The following is a 16,052-nucleotide window of genomic DNA, read 5'->3' as shown; positions in this document are numbered from 1 at the left end:
GCGACAGGGGCGGGGCCCCCGTGCGTCTTCAGACTAGGGGGAGCCACTGACAACGCCGGTCGGATTCCAGGTTCCACAACAATCCCCGGCCATCCAGCATGCCCGACGCCGCCCTCGACCATATAGCACGCGCATTCGATTTGCGGTGGCGGTCCACCACCTTCACCCGAAGGAGTGGCGGAGCTAGGGTCGGCCCCATGATTGATCACGCGCGTGACCTGGCGTCTGTACGTGACGCGACCGAACGCCTCCTGACCGCAGTCACCAAAATGGACAACGCCTCCGTCGCCGAGCCGTCACGGTTGCCCGGCTGGACCCGCGGCCACGTCCTCGCCCACCTCGCCCGTAACGCGGACGCGCTCGTGAACGTGCTCCAGGGGCGTCCCATGTACGCGTCCGCACAGGCCCGGGACGCCGACATCGAGCGGGACGCCCCGCGCCCCCTCGACGTCCAGCTCGCCGACCTGCGCGAGACCGCCGCCGGCTTCCAGGAGACCGGGGCCGCGCCGGCGGACTGGTCGCGCACGGTGGAGCTGCGCAACGGGGTCACCGACTCGGCGTCCCGGGTGCCGTTCCGGCGCTGGGTCGAGGTCGATCTGCACCACGTGGACCTCGGCATCGGCTACGAGCTGGAGGATCTTCCGGCGGAGTTCGTGGAGCGGGAGATCGGCTTCCTCACGGAACGCTTCGGCGGGCACGAGGCCGTGCCCTCGATCAGCCTGACCAGCGAGGACGGCCGGATCTGGACCACCGGCGGCGGTGCCGAGGTCGACCCGGTCGCGGTCGAGGGGCCGGCCGCCGAGCTGCTCGGCTGGCTCTCCGGGCGTCGCGACGGGTCCGGGCTGACGGTGAAGGGCGGTGCGCTGCCGGCGCTGCCTCCGCTCTAGCGCGCCGCCACTGCTCGTGCAGTACGCCTGCAGTACCTGTGCAGCACGGGTACAGCACCCGGGTCGTTCCCCCGCTATAGGCTGATCGTCATGACGTACAGCGGCGAAGTGACGGTCGGCGGACCGGCGGACGTGCACGAGCTGAAGGACCTGATGATCACCAAGATCGCGGTCGGTCCGATGGACAACAACGCCTATCTGCTGCGCTGCCGGGCCACGGACGAACAGCTTCTGATCGACGCCGCCAACGAGGCGCGGGCACTGCTGGGCATGATCGGTGACGACGGCATCGCGTCCGTCGTCACCACCCACCAGCACGGTGACCACTGGCAGGCGCTCGCCGAGGTCGTGGCGGCCACGGGTGCCCGGACGTACGCGGGCCGGGACGACGCCCCCGGCATCCCGGTGCCGACCGACGTCCTCGTCGACGACGGGGACGTCATCCGGGTGGGGCGCGTCGAGCTCACCGCGCGCCATCTCGTCGGGCACACGCCGGGGTCCATCGCGCTGGTCTACGACGACCCGCACGGCCACCCGCACGTCTTCACCGGGGACTGCCTGTTCCCCGGCGGCGTGGGCAACACGCGCAAGGACCCGAAGGCGTTCGCCAGCCTGATCCACGACGTCGAGACGAAGATCTTCGAGGCACTGCCGGACGAGACCTGGGTCTACCCGGGCCACGGCAACGACACCACGCTCGGCGCGGAGCGACCGCACCTGCCGGAGTGGCACGCGCGCGGGTGGTGAACGGGAGCGGGTGCTGAAGGGGTACGCGTGGTGAGCGGGCGCGCAGTGAACGGGGGCGCGCAGTGAACGGGTCCGCACAGTGAACGGGTCCGCACAGTGAACGGGTCCGCGCAGTGGACAGGGCGCGCGTGGTCGGCAGACGCGGGAGACCCGCGCGCGGGCGGTGAACCGGCGCGGGAGACACACGCGCGGGAGCAGAGCGCGCGTGCCCGGCGCGCACTCTGAACGCACGCCCCGCGTGGGCTCGTTGTGCGCGCCCCGTGTGAATCGTTCACACGCGCCGGTGGTCCGTGCGCGCTCCCCTGGGCCGTCGGTGCGCAGTCAACTGGAAGCAGCCCCGCGCAGGATGACGGCTCCTGAGCGGTAGGGGCCGCCGGCCTTCCGATCCCCGCCCTCGGCCGGCGGCCCAGGCGCAAGCCCGGTCGTCCGCGCACACCCTAGGCGTCGGCCTGCGCGGCCCCCACCAGCGCCGCGACCCGCTCCACGGCGAACACGTACCCTTGCACGCCGCACCCCGCGATGACGCCGTCGGCGCGCAGGGAGACGTACGAGTGGTGCCGGAACGACTCACGCCGGTGGATGTTGGAGATGTGGACCTCCAGCACCGGCATCCCGTCGCAGGCGTTGAGCGCGTCCAGAATCGCGACCGACGTGTGCGAGTAGGCACCGGGGTTGATGATGATCCCGCAGTGGCCGAGCCGCGCCTCGTGGATCCAGTCCACCAACTCGCCCTCGTGGTTGGACTGCCGGAAGTCCACCGTGCCCCCGTGCACGGCCGCTGCCGCGGCACACAGCACCTCGACGTCGGTGAGCGTGTCCTTGCCGTAGATCTCCGGCTGGCGCTGGCCGAGCAGGTTCAGGTTGGGCCCGTTGAGGATCATGATCGGGGCGTTGGCCAGGGTGCGGGGCACGGTTCCTCCGGTCCGTTCGGGTGCGCGGTCGGTGCGGGACCGCTGCTCAGACCCGGTTTATCACGGTGCGGCGGCCGGGCGAGGGGCCCTACGCTCCGGCCATGACCCTGCCTTCGTACCCTCCCAAGCCCGCGCCCGGCGACCGCATCGCCGTCATCTCGCCCTCGTCCGGCCTGCCCGGGCTCTTCCCGCGCCCCCACGAACTGGGCCTGCGGCGGCTGCGCGAGGAGTACGGACTGGAACCGGTCGAGTATCCGACGACCCGGAAGATGGGCGCGACACCGCAGGAGCGCGCCGACGACATCCACGCGGCGTTCGCCGACGCGGAGATCAAGGCGGTCATCGCCACGATCGGTGGCGACGACCAGATCACGGTGCTGCCGCTGCTGGACCGGGAGCTGATCCGGGCGAACCCGAAGCCGTTCTTCGGAATGAGCGACAACACGAACCTGCTCATGTTCCTGCGCAACACCGGGATCGTCGGCTATCACGGAGCGACGGTGATGTGCGAGCTGGGCCGCCCCGGCGCCCTGAACCCGCACACCGCCGAGTCACTCAGGGCAGCCTTGTTCACCTCCGGCGCGTACGAACTCCGGCCCGCCGAGCGCTGGAACGACGTCAACCGCGACTGGGCCGATCCTGCGACCTTCGACGCGGAACCCGAGACCCGACCCGGCACCGGATGGACCTGGCTGAACGCGGACCGGGTGGTCGAGGGCCGCGGCTGGGGCGGAAACCTGGAGATCCTCGGGTGGTTGCTGATGGCCGACCGCGAGATCGCGCACGACCTCGGCGAGTACGACGGCGGCGTCCTGTTCCTGGAGACGTCGGAGGAACTGCCGAGCGGCGCGGAGGTCTTCCGAACCCTGCGGAACCTCGGCGAGCGCGGCCTGCTGCAGCGGTTCTCCGCATTGCTGATGGCCCGGGCCAAGACCTGGTCCTTCGAACAGCCCAACAGTCCCGAGGAAGCGGCGCGTTACGCCACCGAGCAGCGCGAGGCCGTGCAGCGCGCGTTGAAGACGTACGCCCCCGACATGCCGGCCGTCTTCGATGTGGACTTCGGCCACACCGATCCCCAACTCGTCCTCCCGTACGGCGGCACGATCCGCGTCGACGGCCCGGCCCGGCGCATCACCGTCACCTACTGAAGATCGCCTCACCACCGCGCGCCCCCGTAACCCATGGTGACGCTGGGTAGTTGACGCGACATGCGCGATGTACGCACCGTAAGGGCACCCTCCATGCTGCGGCTCGCGGCGGCTTCGCTCGCCGGGACCGCGATCGAGTTCTACGACTTCTTCGTCTACGGGACAGCGGCGGCCCTCGTCCTGGGGCCGCTGTTCTTCCCGACGTTCTCGCCGCTGGCCGGGACGCTGGCGGCCTTCGCGACCTTCGGCGTGGGGTTCGTGGCACGGCCCCTGGGGTCGGTGCTGTTCGGGCACATCGGGGACCGGCGCGGGCGGCGGCCGGTCCTGGTCGCCTCGCTGCTGCTCACCGGCGCCTCGACGGTCGCGGTGGGCTGCGTGCCGTCGTACGGCTCGATCGGCGTGAGCGCTCCCGTGCTGCTTCTCGTCCTGCGCTTTCTGCAGGGCCTGGGGCTCGGCGGGGAGTGGGGCGGGGCGGTGCTGCTGACCGCGGAGCACGCGCCGCCCCGGCGCCGGGCCCTGTGGTCGAGCTTTCCGCAGATCGGGCCCGCGGTCGGGTTCGTGCTCGCCAACGGTGTGATGCTGGTGCTGTCGGCCGTCCTGACCGACGCGCAGTTCGCGCAGTGGGGATGGCGGGTGCCGTTCTGGGGCGCCGGGCTGCTGGCCGTGGCGGGGCTGTGGCTGCGCTCCTCGCTCGCCGAGAGCCCCCAGTTCCTCGACATCGAGGACCACGCGCGCGTGCCGCTCGCGGACGTCGCCCGTCACCACTGGCGGCTGGTCCTGCTGACCGCCGGGGCGCTCGCGGTCGGGTACGCGGTGTTCTACGCGGTCACGACCTGGTCCCTGGCGTACGGGACGGAGCGGCTCGGGGTGAGCCGTACGGTCATGCTGACCTGCATCATGGCCGCCGTGGTGGTGAAGGGGTCGCTCACGCCCCTGATGGCGCTGCTCGGCGACCGCTACGGGCGGCGCACCCTGTGCCTGACCGGGTGCACGGCCACCGCCCTGTGGATGTTCCCGATGGTCGCACTCCTGGCGACCGGCGAGCCGCTGCTGATGTTCCTCGGCTTCATGGGGGCGCTGATCGCCTTCATCGCCATGTTCGCGGTGATCGCCGCGTATCTGCCGGAGCTGTACGAGCCGCGGGTGCGCTGCACCGGAGCCGCGGTGGGCTACAACCTCGGCGGGGTCCTCGGAGGCGCGCTCACCCCGATCGTGGCGACGGCGCTCGCGGAGCGCGGCGGGCGCGTGCCCTGGGGGGTTGCCGCCTACTTGACCGGCATCGCGCTGCTCAGCCTCGTGTGCTTCGCGCTGCTGCCGGAGACCCGTCCGGTCTCGGCGGCGGAGCCGACCGGTCGCGGGGTGAGGACCGCTACGGATTGATCGCCAGCTCCAGGTACGCGGCGAACACCACCAGGTGGACGCCTCCCTGGAGCGGCGTGGCCCGCCCCGGAACGACCGTCAGGGAGGTCACCACCACGGTGAGGGCGAGCAGCAGCATGCCGGTGGCGCCGAGGCCGAGGACGAGGGGTCCGGAGAGCCAGACGGAGGCGAGGGCGACGGCGGGGACGGTCAGCCCGATGCTGGCCATCGCCGAGCCGAGCGCGAGGTTGAGGCTGGTCTGCACCCGGTCGCGGCGGGCGGCGCGCAGCGCGGCGATGGTCTCGGGGAGCAGTACGAGCAGCGCGATGATCACACCGACGACGGCCTGGTTCAGGCCGGCGGCGGCCACGCCGGACTCGATGGTGGGCGAGACCCCCTTGGCGAGGCCGACGACCCCGATCAGGGCGAGGCCGAGCAGGCCGAGGCTGGTCCAGGCGGCACGGGCGGACGGCGCCGCGGCGTGGTCGTCCGCGGTGATCACCTCGCCCTGCCGGGTGATGGGCAGGAAGTAGTCGCGGTGCCGCACGGTCTGGGTGGCCACGAACAGGCCGTACAGGATCAGTGAGGACAGCGCGGCGAAGGTCAGTTGCAGACCGGAGAACTCCGGGCCGGGCTTGCTGGTGGTGAACGTCGGCAGCACCAGGCTGAGCGTGGCCAGGGTGGCCACCGTCGCGAGGGCCGCGCCGGTGCCCTCCGCGTTGAAGACCGCGGTGCCGTGGCGGAGGGAGGCGACGAGCAGGCACAGGCCGACGATGCCATTGCAGGTGATCATCACAGCCGCGAAGACCGTGTCCCTGGCCAGGGTCCCGCTCTTGGCGCCGCCGTCGACCATGAGCGTGACGATCAGGGCGACCTCGATGATCGTCACGGCGATGGCGAGGACCAGGGAGCCAAAGGGTTCGCCCACGCGGTGGGCGATCACCTCGGCGTGGTGCACGGCGGCCAGGACGGATCCCGCGAGGACCAGGGTGACCAGGGCGACGACCGCCCCGGGCAGTTCACGTCCCCAGGTGAACGCGAGCAGGACGACCGCGAGCACCGGCACCGCGGCGGTCCAGTGCGTCGCGAGCGCGCGGAGCCGAGGGATCATGCGGTGATCTTCGCAGACGCGTACGGGCTCCGCATTCCGGCCGACGGAGCCGGTTTCCGGCCGCCGCCGCGGCCCTCCGGCCGACGGTGACCGGCCGGGGGACGCGAACCGACACGGCTACCCGAGCTCGGTCGACTCCACGACGTCGCAGTCGGTGAAGGACGGCGGCCGGGTGCACAGCGCCGCCATCTGTTCGGCGAACTTGCTCGTGTCCGGATGGTCACTGTTGCGCATGGCCTCCTCGTAGGAGTCGAACCCGATCAGCACCAGGTAGCGGCCCGGCTGGTTCCTGTCCTGGAGCACGATCCGGTGCGTCGGACCGTCCTCGCGGCCCGCGAGGCCCTGCTCCATGTCCTCGGAAAGGGCCCGCATCTCGTCGATACGGTCGGTCTGGAACTCGATGATCTGCATGAACTTCGTCGGTGCGTCCACGATGCCTCCACCCGGCCACCGCACCCCCGGGGCGGGAGCGCTCAGCGTCCAACGAAGCACCGGGAACCGTGGGTGGGCAATGCACCACGCACCGTTGCCCCGGCTGGTTGTTTCTACGTCCGACGTGGTCAGGCGTCGATGCTGTCCTTCGGAGCGCCTTCGCCGCCCACCCGCGCCATGTCGAGCGCCGCCTGCTTCCTGGACGCCATCAGGCTGGTGACCGTGGTGACGATCAGGACCGCGCAGATCACGCCGAGCGAGACCGGGATGCCGATCTCCGGGACGTGCACCCCGGACTCGTGCAGGGCGTGCAGCACCAGCTTGACGCCGATGAAGCCCAGGATGACCGACAGCCCGTACGAGAGGTGGACCAGCTTCCTCAGCAGGCCACCGATGAGGAAGTACAGCTGGCGCAGGCCCATGAGCGCGAAGGCGTTGGCGGTGAAGACGATGTACGGGTCCTGCGTCAGGCCGAAGATCGCGGGGATCGAGTCGAGCGCGAACAGGACGTCCGTGGTGCCGATCGCGAGCATCACGACCAGCATCGGCGTCATGAGGCGCTTGCCGTTCTGCTGGATCCACAGCTTGGTGCCGTGGTAGCGGTCGGCCACGCCGAACCGGCGCTCGGCGGCCTTGAGCAGCCTGTTCTCCTCGTACTCCTCGTCGTCCGCGTCGGCACGCGCCTCCTGGATCAGCTTCCAGGCGGTCCAGATCAGGAAGGCCCCGAAGAGGAAGAACACCCAGGAGAAGCTGGCCAGGATCGCGGCACCCGCGGCGATGAACACGGCCCGCAGGACCAGGGCTATGAGCACGCCGACGAGCAGCACGCGCTGCTGGTACTGCGAGGGCACGGCGAACTTCGCCATGATCAGGACGAAGACGAAGAGGTTGTCGACGCTCAACGACTTCTCGGTGATGAAGCCGGCGAAGAACTCGCCGGCGGGCTCTCCGCCGCCGAAGAGCAGGAGGCCGAGGCCGAAGAGCCCGGCCAGGGCGATCCAGACGACCGTCCAGATTCCGGCTTCCTTGATCGATACGTCATGGGGCTTGCGGCCGATGAAGAAGTCGACCGCGATGAGGGCGGCGAGGCCCACGATGGTGAGGACCCACAGGGTCACGGAAACATCCACTGCGCCTCCGGCAGCACGTAGCAGTACGTAACGGCAAACAGTCAGCGTTGTCGCTGCCGGAGGTCTCTTCCACCCACGAGGGGCCGGCGCCCCGGGATCTGATCCGATCCGTATTGACGGGCACGCCGCATTGGATGCAGCAGATAGGGAGTACTCCCCTCCGTACGGAAAACAGTACCTCAATCACCAAGGAAAGGTAAAGGGCTTAGTAAAAGAAAGACCAAGCTGCCTGGTCAGAGGACTTTACGTGTACTTGGTAGCCGCTGCGGCGACCTGGGTAAGCACCTGGTGGAGCACCTCGCTGCCGGGCGGGACGAGTGCCGGTTCGTAGGTCCAGGCGTGACCGACCCAGGGGTCGGCGAGGTGGTCGTCGGGCAGCGGGGTGAGTCGCATCAGCGAACGCCACAGCGGGTCGAGCAACGAGCCGTAGGCGGTGGCGTCCTCACGGTCCGCGACCATCAGCAGGTGGACACCCACGGACGGGCCCTCGTCGGCGAGGTAGCGCAGCTGGGTCACGGCCCGGTCGTCGAAGCCGTGCGGGAAGTCGTTGACGATCAGCAGCTGCTGGGCGGTGTCGAACCCGGGCGGCAACGACTCGGCGGCCCCGCCGCGCAACGCCATCTGCACCAGGTCGACCCGCTGCGTGAGCCGGCCCAGGACGTCCGCGACCCCGGCGGCGCCCGGCGCGGGCGGCGAGGCCAGCACACCGGTGCGCACCAGCGGCGCGAGTGCCCGCGCCGCCGAGCCGGCCGGGTCGATCACGTGCACACCGAACGCGCCGGCCGGATGCACCGCGAGCAGCCGGGCGGCGATCGCGACCGCCGCCTCCACCGCACGGTGCCGCAGCTCGCCGGAGTCCGGGAGGGTTCCGTCGACCGTCTCGAACTGGCCGCTGTCGATCCACAGTCCGCGCTCCATCGGCAGCCGGACCAGCATCGGGATGCGCAGCGGCGCGCTCTCGGGCAGGTGGAGGTCGCCCAGGCGCAGCGCCATCGGGGTCTCCGTCGGCACCCGGTAGCCGTGCCAGACGGGGTTGTCCCAGCCGGCGTACGCGGGCGGGAGCGCGGGCTCGACGACCTCGGCCTCGGCGGTCAGCTGCGCCAGGTCACGGTCGAGGACCGCCTTCGCCTGGTCGACGAGCTGAGCCCGCCGGACACTGGCCGCCTCGCGGGCGGCGCCGCCCGCCGCGCCAAGCCGGTTGCGCGGGTCGGACAGGGCCTGTTCGAGCTCCTTGTCCATGCGGGACTCGGCGAAGTCGACGGCGCTGCGGTAGGCGGCGGCGGTGCGGGCCAGGTCCTCGAACATGCCCCACACCTGGTTGTACAGCCGCTCGTCCATGGACCAGCCGACCGCGTCACCGGCGACCGGCGACGGGGCGTCCGCCGGGGAGGCAGCGGGCCCCTGCGGCCCGGGCGGTGGGGGCGGGGAGGTCTCGGACCGGCGATTCGGGTGCGTGTAGTCGATGGAGCCGCCGCCGAGGGAGGACGTCGCGGGACCCTGAGTGGAGGGTGTCTGGGACACGGGGGCAACGGGCTGCTGGGCCTCGGCCGGGCCCGGGCCCTGGTGGGAAGCCTGCGTCGCCTCTCTGGCCGCCGCGCCGGGATACGTCGGCTGCGCCGGGCGCCGCGACGCGTCGCCGTCCGCCGTGGGCCGGGGAGGCGCCGGGATCGAGCGGGCCAGGCCGCGGGAGACCGCCTCCTGGATGCTGCCCGCGAGCTCGGCGGCCTGGGGCAGCCCCTGGTCGGCGAAGAGTTCGGCGAGCCCGCCGGAGTAGCCCTGGCCGACGGCGCGGACCTTCCAGGCGCCCTGCCGGCGATACAACTCCAGGGCGATGACGGCCGATTCGGCGTCCAGACCGACGAGGGTGTAGCGGGCGATGCCCGTGCCGTCGAGGCCGGTGACCGCGACGGAGGGGGCGGCGACGGCGCCGAAGCGGACCGGACCGCCCGCTCCGGCGGGCAGGGCGAGCAGCACGTTGACGCGGTGCGCGGTTTCGGGCATCGCGGCCAGGTCCACCGCGAGGCGATGGTCGGCGGCCGCCTGCCGGGAGACTTCGAGCCCGGGCAGCGCCGACGCGCCCGGGTGGGCCACCCAGTCGACGCCGTGCGCCTTGCCGCTCTCGTCGCTGAGCGTGGCCGCCGCCACGACCGGTACGCCGGCCGAGATCCGGATCTCGACCCGGACCTGGGACAGCGGGTGGTTCTGCCCGCGCACCAGCTCGGCCGTCATCGCCTTGTCCCCCTGTGTCGTGGTGTCGTGCGCCGCTCGCCGGTACGTCCTACAGGTGCGGCAGGATCGCCGGCATCAGGTCCTGGAAGGTACGGCCGTTGGCCGGGGTGCCCAGGGCCGTCATCGCCCAGCCACCTCCCGAGCGGTGCACCTTCGCCATGATCTGCGCCGTGTAGGTGCCGCCGCCGTCCAGCGTGTAGCGGGCGAGCTCCTGGCCGTTGGTCTCGTCGACCAGGCGGCAGAACGCGTTCTGCACCTCCTGGAAGGTCTGGCCCGTGAAGGAGTTCACGGTGAAGACGATCTGGTCGATGTGGACCGGCACGCGCTGCAGGTCGACCAGGATGGCCTCGTCGTCACCGCCCTGGCCCACGCCGCCGACGAGGTTGTCGCCGGTGTGGCGCACGGAGCCGTCGTCGCTCACCAGGTGGCGGAAGAACACGACGTCCACCGGCTGCTTGTCGGCGAACAGCACGGCCGAGGCGTCGAGGTCGATCTCCCGGGTGCGCGAGCCGAACAGGCCGCGCCGGGGAGCCGCCTGCCAGCCGAGACCCATGCGGACCGCGGTCAGAGTGCCCCCGTCCTGCTTCGCCAGACTGATGGCCTGACCCTTGGTCATGTTCACGGTCACGGCTGTTCCCCTCTCGAATTTCCCCAGTTGCCGCATGGTTCGCGGTTGACCAGCACCCTACGCAGGGGCACCGACAGTGCCGAACCCCGGCCCGCGGTTTGTGTCGGTCTTGCAACACTGAGCGCATATGCCGAGGTCCGGCAAGGGGGCGCAGCGGCTCAGGCCAGCCCCGCCTCCTTCATCTGACGCAGTTCCTTCTTCATTTCGGAGACCTCGTCGCGCAGCCGGGCCGCGATCTCGAACTGCAGGTCCGCGGCGGCGGCCCGCATGCGCTCCGTCATCTCCTCGATCTGCTCGGCGAGTTCGGCCGCGGGCCGGTCCGTGGGCACCGTTTCCTTGGCCTTGCCCTTGGCGGACTTGGCGGCCTTCGCGCCCTTGGCCGCCTTGTCGCCGAGCGACGGGACGGGGGCCTTGGCGCCCTTGCCGTCCTTCAACTTGCGGTAACCGGAGCCCAGGAGCTGCTCGGTGTCGACCTCCTCGCGCGCGATCTGCGCGACGATGTCGTTGATCTTCTTCCGCAGCGGCTGCGGGTCGATGCCGTTGGCCTTGTTGTACGCGACCTGCTTCTCCCGGCGCCGGTTGGTCTCGTCGATGGCCTTCTCCATCGCCGGGGTGATCTTGTCCGCGTACATGTGGACCTGGCCGGAGACGTTGCGCGCCGCGCGGCCGATGGTCTGGATCAGCGAGGTGCCGGAGCGCAGGAAGCCCTCCTTGTCGGCGTCGAGGATCGCCACCAGGGACACCTCGGGCAGGTCGAGGCCCTCACGCAGCAGGTTGATGCCGACCAGGACGTCGAACTCGCCGGAGCGCAGCTCGCGCAGCAGCTCGACGCGGCGCAGGGTGTCGACGTCGCTGTGCAGATAGCGCACCTGAATGCCGAGTTCGAGGAAGTAGTCCGTGAGGTCCTCGGCCATCTTCTTGGTGAGCGTGGTGACCAGGACGCGCTCGTCCTTCTCGGTCCGCTTGCGGATCTCGTGCACCAGGTCGTCGATCTGCCCCTCGGTGGGCTTGACGACGACCTCCGGGTCGACGAGGCCGGTGGGGCGGATGATCTGCTCGACGACGCCGTCCCCGCGGGACAGCTCGTACGCGCCCGGGGTCGCCGACAGGTACACCGCCTGCCCGATCCGCTCCTGGAACTCCTCCCACTTCAGGGGGCGGTTGTCCAGGGCGGAGGGCAGCCGGAAGCCGTGGTCGACGAGGGTGCGCTTGCGGGAGGCGTCGCCCTCGTACATGGCGCCGATCTGCGGCACGGTGACGTGCGACTCGTCGATGACGAGCAGGAAGTCGTCCGGGAAGTAGTCCAGCAGCGTGTTGGGCGGGGAGCCGGGCAGGCGGCCGTCGAAGTGCATCGAGTAGTTCTCGACGCCGGAGCAGCTGCCGATCTGGCGGAGCATCTCGATGTCGTACGTGGTGCGCATCCGCAGGCGCTGGGCCTCCAGGAGCTTGCCCTGCTTCTCCAGCTCGGCGAGGCGCTCACCGAGCTCCTTCTCGATGTCGTTGACGGCCCGCTCCATGCGCTCGGGGCCGGCGACGTAGTGGGAGGCCGGGAAGACGTACAGCTGCTGGTCGTCGCTGATGATCTCGCCGGTGAGCGGGTGCAGGGTGGACAGCGCCTCGATCTCGTCGCCGAACATCTCGATGCGGACCGCGAGCTCCTCGTACACCGGGAAGATCTCGATGGTGTCGCCGCGCACCCGGAAGGTGCCGCGGGAGAACGCGATGTCGTTGCGCGTGTACTGGATGTCCACGAAACGGCGCAGCAGCTCGTCGCGGTCGATCTCCTCGCCGACCTTGAGGGGGACCATCCGGTCCACGTACTCCTGCGGGGTACCGAGGCCGTAGATGCAGGAGACGGAGGCGACCACGACGACGTCGCGGCGGGTGAGCAGCGAGTTGGTGGCGGAGTGGCGCAGGCGTTCGACCTCCTCGTTGATCGAGGAGTCCTTCTCGATGTAGGTGTCCGACTGGGGGACGTACGCCTCGGGCTGGTAGTAGTCGTAGTACGAGACGAAGTACTCGACCGCGTTGTTCGGGAGGAGCTCGCGGAACTCGTTGGCCAGCTGGGCGGCCAGCGTCTTGTTCGGCGCCATCACGAGCGTGGGGCGCTGGAGCTTCTCGATCATCCACGCCGTGGTGGCGGACTTGCCGGTGCCGGTCGCGCCGAGGAGGACGACGTCCTTCTCACCGGCCTCGATGCGTTTGGCCAGCTCGGCGATGGCCGCCGGCTGGTCACCGCTGGGCTGGTAGGAGCTGACGACCTCGAAGGGCGCCACCGTGCGTTCGATGTGGGAAACGGGCCGCATGGGATCCACCGTACGACCCCGCACTGACAACGGGTCCGGATCAGCGGTTTTGCGGGGTGCGCGAACCGCGGTGTCCCGGCTGCCGCACGTGCGGGCGGCCGTGGCTCAGCTGGGGGCGGCGGTCCGGGTGCGGGGCGAGGTCGGCGGCCGGGACGCCCGGCTTCTGCTCGACGCGGGTCCCGTCGGGCTTGCCCATGACCATCAGCGGGTCGAACATCACGACGACGCCCGCGAGCAGCAGGAAGGCGAGGGGGCCGATGAGCATGGGGGCGAGCAGGGAGGCGGGTGCCGTGCCGGAGGGGGTCGCTGCGGTGCCGTGCAGATGGACGCTGAGGGCGGCCATCCCGGTGTAGTGCATGCCGCTGACGGCGAGCCCCATGACGAGGCTCGCGCCCACGCTCCACAGGAAGCCGCGCACCTGTCCGGCGGCCCACAGGGCGGCGGTGGCGGCCACGACGGCTATCACGACGGAGGCGGCCACGGTGAGCGTGTTGTACTCGAACCGGCCGTTGAGGTGCATGGCCGCCATGCCGAGGTAGTGCATCGAGGCGATGCCCAGACCGGTGACCGTGCCGCCGGTGAACAGTGCCGTTCCGGTGGCGCCGCGATAGCCGACGATGAAGATCCCCACTCCCACCATGACGACGGCGAGACCGAGGCTCGCGTACGTCATCGGCATGTCGTAGTGGATCGGCGTCTCCTTGACGGTGAATCCCATCATGGCGACGAAGTGCATGGTCCATATGCCGGAGCCGATCGCGGCCGAGCCGAGGGCCAGCCAGGCGGGCCGCCAGGAGTGCGCCACCAGCATCGATCTCGTGGTGCAACGCAGGCCGAGGGCTCCGCCGAGGCAGGCCGTCAGGTAGGCGACCAACGGGGTGACGACCCCGTAACTGAATCCGTCGACCGTGCCCTGCATGCGCGGCTGCCCTTCCGCCCTTTGCGTCCCGGAATACCTGAAATGTGCCCCCGTCCCAGGACCGGCGAGCGGTCAGGGTTGACGCAGAGAGTATGACCCCCACCGGAATGGTCGAACGATTTTCCGGCAAAGAAACACGGCTCTGCCCCAGATGTGCGGCATCGGTGAGCGGGCAGGGGCAACACCATTCAATGTGTGGTCATCCCGTACCCGCTCGCCGTTGTCACTCTGCTGTCACTCTGGTGCTGTCCGTATTCGCTCGTCGCGAGGAGTACGCATGCACGCGCGCGTTGTTGCCGCCACGACCACCGCGCTCCTGGGGGCGGCCACCCTGCTGGCCCCGACGCACGTCGCCACGGCCGGTGCCGTCGGTGAGCAGCCCACGATCGTCGCCCACCGGGGTGCCCCCGCCCGCGCGCCCGAGAACACCCTGCCCGCCATCGACGAGGCGGCACGACTGGGCTTCTCCTGGGTCGAGAACGACGTCCAGCGCACCAAGGACGGCGAGCTGGTCGTCATCCACGACGACAGCCTGCGGCGCACCACGAATGTGGAGGACGTCTTTCCCGGCCGGGCGCCCTGGAAGGTGAAGGACTTCACGGCCGCCGAGATCGCCCGCCTGGACGCGGGCAGCTGGTTCGGCCCCGGGTACGCGGGCACGCGCGTGCCGACGCTGGCGCAGTACATGCGCCGCGTCGAGCACAACCACGAGAAGCTGCTCCTGGAGATCAAGAATCCCGAGCTGTACCCGGGCATCGAACAGCAGACCCTCAAGCTCCTCGGCAACGAGGGCTGGCTGGACCGGCCGCATCTGGGCCGGCTGATCGTGCAGAGCTTCAGCGCGGACAGCGTGCGCGCCGTGCACGACCTCAAGCCCGCCGTGACGACCGGTTTCCTGGGCACACCGGCGGTGGACCAGCTGCGCGAGTACGCCGACTTCACGGACCTGGTCAACCCGACATACACCTCCCTCACCGTCGGCTATGTCGCCGCCGTGCACGCGTACGACGGACCGCACGGCAGGCCGCTGGGGGTGTTCGCCTGGACCGTCGACGACGCGGCGACCGCCCGGACCGTCGCCCGCTACGGCGTCGACGGTGTGATCACGAACAAGCCGGACGTGGTGCGGGCGGCGCTCGCCGCGTCCTGAGCCGTCGCGGACGCCGTCGGCGGCCCGGTGCCCGGCCTCGCCCGGGCATTGTCAGTGACGGGCCGTACGGTGGGCGCATGGACAGCCATGGGCAGTACGAGCGGCAGGTCGTGTGGACCGTCGTGGGTACGGGCATCGGTCCGCTGCTCCTCGCGGCGACCCGCGACGGCCTGGTCAACGTCGTCTTCCACGCCACCGACGCGGTGCGCGAGCGGGCGGTCGAGGGACTGGCGGTCCGGTTCGGCACCGAGCCCGTCGAGGCACCCGACTCGCCGCTGCTGGCCGAGGCGATACGCCAGGTCGAGGCGTACTTCGCGGGTGAGCGGCACGCCTTCGAGCTGCCCCTGGACTGGTCACTGATCTCCGGCTTCAACCGGCAGGTGCTGCGCGAACTGGCGTCCGGCGTCCCGTACGGCACGGTCGTGGGGTACGGCGATCTGGCCGGGCGGGTCGGCCGGCCGGGCGCGGCGCAGGCGGTGGGCGCGGCGATGGGCTCCAATCCGCTGCCGGTCGTCGTGCCCTGCCACCGGGTCGTGGAGAGCGACGGCGCCATCGGCGGGTTCGGGGGCGGACTGGAGACCAAGCGGAAGCTGCTCGCCCTGGAGGGCGTCCTGCCCGAGCCGCTGTTCTGACGGCTCGGGGGCGCGGGCTGCTCGCGGCCTACTCGTAGTGCCGTGCCTCGAACACGTTGCCGTCGGGGTCCCGGAAGTAGAAGCTGCGCGTGGCCTTGCCACGGGCTCCGTAGGCGTCGCGGTCGATGGGTGAGACTGGGACGGAGTGTTCCTCCAGGCGGGCGCGGAGGGCGTCGAACCGCTCGGCGGGCAGGGCCAGACAGACGTGGTTGACCGGGTGACCCGCGCTCTCGACGGAGCCGGGGAGCATCCTCATGCGCTCGGCCATGGTGAGCGGGGCGAGGTCGAGGATGGTCTCCTCGTTGACCCGCACGGACGGGAACGACGTCTTTCCTTCGGCGAATTCGACGACCCTCAGGGGCTCCAGGCCGACCGCCTTCTCATAGAAGTCGGCCGCGGCGAGCGGGTCGCTCACCCACAGGACGACGTGGTCGAGACGTGCCGTGTTGTTCGTCATGCCGCC

General features: G+C 70.6%; 15 protein-coding genes. 6 read left to right on the top strand and 9 right to left on the bottom strand.

All coding sequences use genetic code 11. The features are described from left to right. Nucleotides 1-197: 197 nt before the first annotated feature. Nucleotides 198-887, top strand: a complete 690-nt coding sequence (locus tag ACWGKT_RS09355; RefSeq protein ID WP_453273105.1) for a maleylpyruvate isomerase family mycothiol-dependent enzyme — start codon at nucleotides 198-200, stop codon at nucleotides 885-887. A 90-nt stretch (nucleotides 888-977) separates the two neighbouring features. Continuing rightward, on the top strand, nucleotides 978-1,634 hold the full coding sequence (locus ACWGKT_RS09350) for an MBL fold metallo-hydrolase (RefSeq protein ID WP_235456603.1): 657 nt from the start codon (nucleotides 978-980) through the stop codon (nucleotides 1,632-1,634). Nucleotides 1,635-2,071: 437 nt separating this feature from the next. Here ACWGKT_RS09350 and aroQ read toward each other — a convergent pair whose 3' ends face one another. Further along, nucleotides 2,072-2,545 carry a type II 3-dehydroquinate dehydratase gene (gene aroQ, locus ACWGKT_RS09345; protein ID WP_235456601.1) on the bottom strand — a complete coding sequence of 158 codons (474 nt, stop codon included), beginning with the start codon at nucleotides 2,543-2,545 and terminating at the stop codon, nucleotides 2,072-2,074. A 101-nt stretch (nucleotides 2,546-2,646) separates the two neighbouring features. Between aroQ and ACWGKT_RS09340 the strand changes: the two genes are divergently transcribed. Together ACWGKT_RS09340 and ACWGKT_RS09335 are read left to right on the top strand one after the other, a co-directional pair. Further along, entirely contained in the window at nucleotides 2,647-3,693 is a 1,047-nt protein-coding gene (locus ACWGKT_RS09340; protein ID WP_453273104.1) for a S66 family peptidase, read from the top strand. Nucleotides 3,694-3,753: 60 nt separating this feature from the next. After that, complete coding sequence (locus ACWGKT_RS09335; RefSeq protein ID WP_453273103.1) at nucleotides 3,754-5,073, top strand: MFS transporter; 1,320 nt, start codon at nucleotides 3,754-3,756, stop codon at nucleotides 5,071-5,073. On the opposite strand, the gene ACWGKT_RS09330 is transcribed toward ACWGKT_RS09335, so the two are convergent. From ACWGKT_RS09330 to ACWGKT_RS09300, 7 genes are all read right to left on the bottom strand, one after another. Continuing rightward, the gene (locus ACWGKT_RS09330; protein WP_453273102.1) at nucleotides 5,063-6,163 is read right to left on the bottom strand and encodes a calcium:proton antiporter; all 1,101 of its coding nucleotides are present in this window, start codon (nucleotides 6,161-6,163) and stop codon (nucleotides 5,063-5,065) included. The genes ACWGKT_RS09335 and ACWGKT_RS09330 overlap by 11 nt on opposite strands. A 117-nt stretch (nucleotides 6,164-6,280) precedes the next feature. After that, a complete protein-coding gene (locus tag ACWGKT_RS09325; RefSeq protein ID WP_235459164.1) occupies nucleotides 6,281-6,595 on the bottom strand; it encodes a hypothetical protein in 315 nt (104 codons plus the stop codon). A gap of 128 nt (nucleotides 6,596-6,723) precedes the next feature. After that, a complete protein-coding gene (locus tag ACWGKT_RS09320) occupies nucleotides 6,724-7,725 on the bottom strand; it encodes a TerC family protein (RefSeq protein WP_453273101.1) in 1,002 nt (333 codons plus the stop codon). A gap of 243 nt (nucleotides 7,726-7,968) precedes the next feature. After that, nucleotides 7,969-9,954 carry a TerD family protein gene (locus ACWGKT_RS09315; protein ID WP_453273100.1) on the bottom strand — a complete coding sequence of 662 codons (1,986 nt, stop codon included), beginning with the start codon at nucleotides 9,952-9,954 and terminating at the stop codon, nucleotides 7,969-7,971. A gap of 49 nt (nucleotides 9,955-10,003) precedes the next feature. Then, nucleotides 10,004-10,582 carry a TerD family protein gene (locus ACWGKT_RS09310; RefSeq protein ID WP_356153766.1) on the bottom strand — a complete coding sequence of 193 codons (579 nt, stop codon included), beginning with the start codon at nucleotides 10,580-10,582 and terminating at the stop codon, nucleotides 10,004-10,006. 158 nt (nucleotides 10,583-10,740) lie between these two features. Further along, a complete protein-coding gene (gene uvrB, locus ACWGKT_RS09305) occupies nucleotides 10,741-12,888 on the bottom strand; it encodes an excinuclease ABC subunit UvrB (protein WP_356153769.1) in 2,148 nt (715 codons plus the stop codon). A 40-nt stretch (nucleotides 12,889-12,928) separates the two neighbouring features. Continuing rightward, entirely contained in the window at nucleotides 12,929-13,807 is an 879-nt protein-coding gene (locus tag ACWGKT_RS09300; RefSeq protein ID WP_453273099.1) for an MHYT domain-containing protein, read from the bottom strand. 277 nt (nucleotides 13,808-14,084) lie between these two features. On the opposite strand from ACWGKT_RS09300, the gene ACWGKT_RS09295 reads away from it, so the two are divergent. Further along, nucleotides 14,085-14,957 carry a glycerophosphodiester phosphodiesterase gene (locus ACWGKT_RS09295; RefSeq protein ID WP_453273098.1) on the top strand — a complete coding sequence of 291 codons (873 nt, stop codon included), beginning with the start codon at nucleotides 14,085-14,087 and terminating at the stop codon, nucleotides 14,955-14,957. Nucleotides 14,958-15,034: 77 nt separating this feature from the next. Beyond that, nucleotides 15,035-15,589 (top strand): methylated-DNA--[protein]-cysteine S-methyltransferase, encoded by a 555-nt coding sequence (locus ACWGKT_RS09290; RefSeq protein WP_453273097.1) that lies wholly within the window; start codon nucleotides 15,035-15,037, stop codon nucleotides 15,587-15,589. Between the two features lie 28 nt (nucleotides 15,590-15,617). Here the strand turns inward: ACWGKT_RS09290 and ACWGKT_RS09285 are convergent, their stop codons facing one another. Further along, nucleotides 15,618-16,046: a VOC family protein gene (locus ACWGKT_RS09285; RefSeq protein ID WP_453273096.1), complete on the bottom strand. Its 429-nt coding sequence runs from the start codon at nucleotides 16,044-16,046 to the stop codon at nucleotides 15,618-15,620. Nucleotides 16,047-16,052 lie beyond the last annotated feature (6 nt).

The sequence above is a fragment of the Streptomyces sp. NPDC054794 genome (genome assembly GCF_053611585.1).
The sequence above is the reverse complement of the archived record's forward strand: the minus strand, read 5'-3'. Positions and strand labels throughout refer to the sequence as shown.

Bases quoted from the DNA above. Each gene is read 5' to 3' on its own strand.
- ACWGKT_RS09355 (WP_453273105.1), top strand. From the start codon at position 198: ATGATTGATCACGCGCGTGACCTGGCGTCTGTACGTGACGCGACCGAA.
- ACWGKT_RS09350 (WP_235456603.1), top strand. From the start codon at position 978: ATGACGTACAGCGGCGAAGTGACGGTCGGCGGACCGGCGGACGTGCAC.
- ACWGKT_RS09340 (WP_453273104.1), top strand. From the start codon at position 2,647: ATGACCCTGCCTTCGTACCCTCCCAAGCCCGCGCCCGGCGACCGCATC.
- ACWGKT_RS09335 (WP_453273103.1), top strand. From the start codon at position 3,754: ATGCGCGATGTACGCACCGTAAGGGCACCCTCCATGCTGCGGCTCGCG.
- ACWGKT_RS09330 (WP_453273102.1), bottom strand. From the start codon at position 6,163: ATGATCCCTCGGCTCCGCGCGCTCGCGACGCACTGGACCGCCGCGGTG.
- ACWGKT_RS09315 (WP_453273100.1), bottom strand. From the start codon at position 9,954: ATGACGGCCGAGCTGGTGCGCGGGCAGAACCACCCGCTGTCCCAGGTC.
- uvrB (WP_356153769.1), bottom strand. From the start codon at position 12,888: ATGCGGCCCGTTTCCCACATCGAACGCACGGTGGCGCCCTTCGAGGTC.
- ACWGKT_RS09300 (WP_453273099.1), bottom strand. From the start codon at position 13,807: ATGCAGGGCACGGTCGACGGATTCAGTTACGGGGTCGTCACCCCGTTG.
- ACWGKT_RS09295 (WP_453273098.1), top strand. From the start codon at position 14,085: ATGCACGCGCGCGTTGTTGCCGCCACGACCACCGCGCTCCTGGGGGCG.
- ACWGKT_RS09290 (WP_453273097.1), top strand. From the start codon at position 15,035: ATGGACAGCCATGGGCAGTACGAGCGGCAGGTCGTGTGGACCGTCGTG.
- ACWGKT_RS09285 (WP_453273096.1), bottom strand. From the start codon at position 16,046: ATGACGAACAACACGGCACGTCTCGACCACGTCGTCCTGTGGGTGAGC.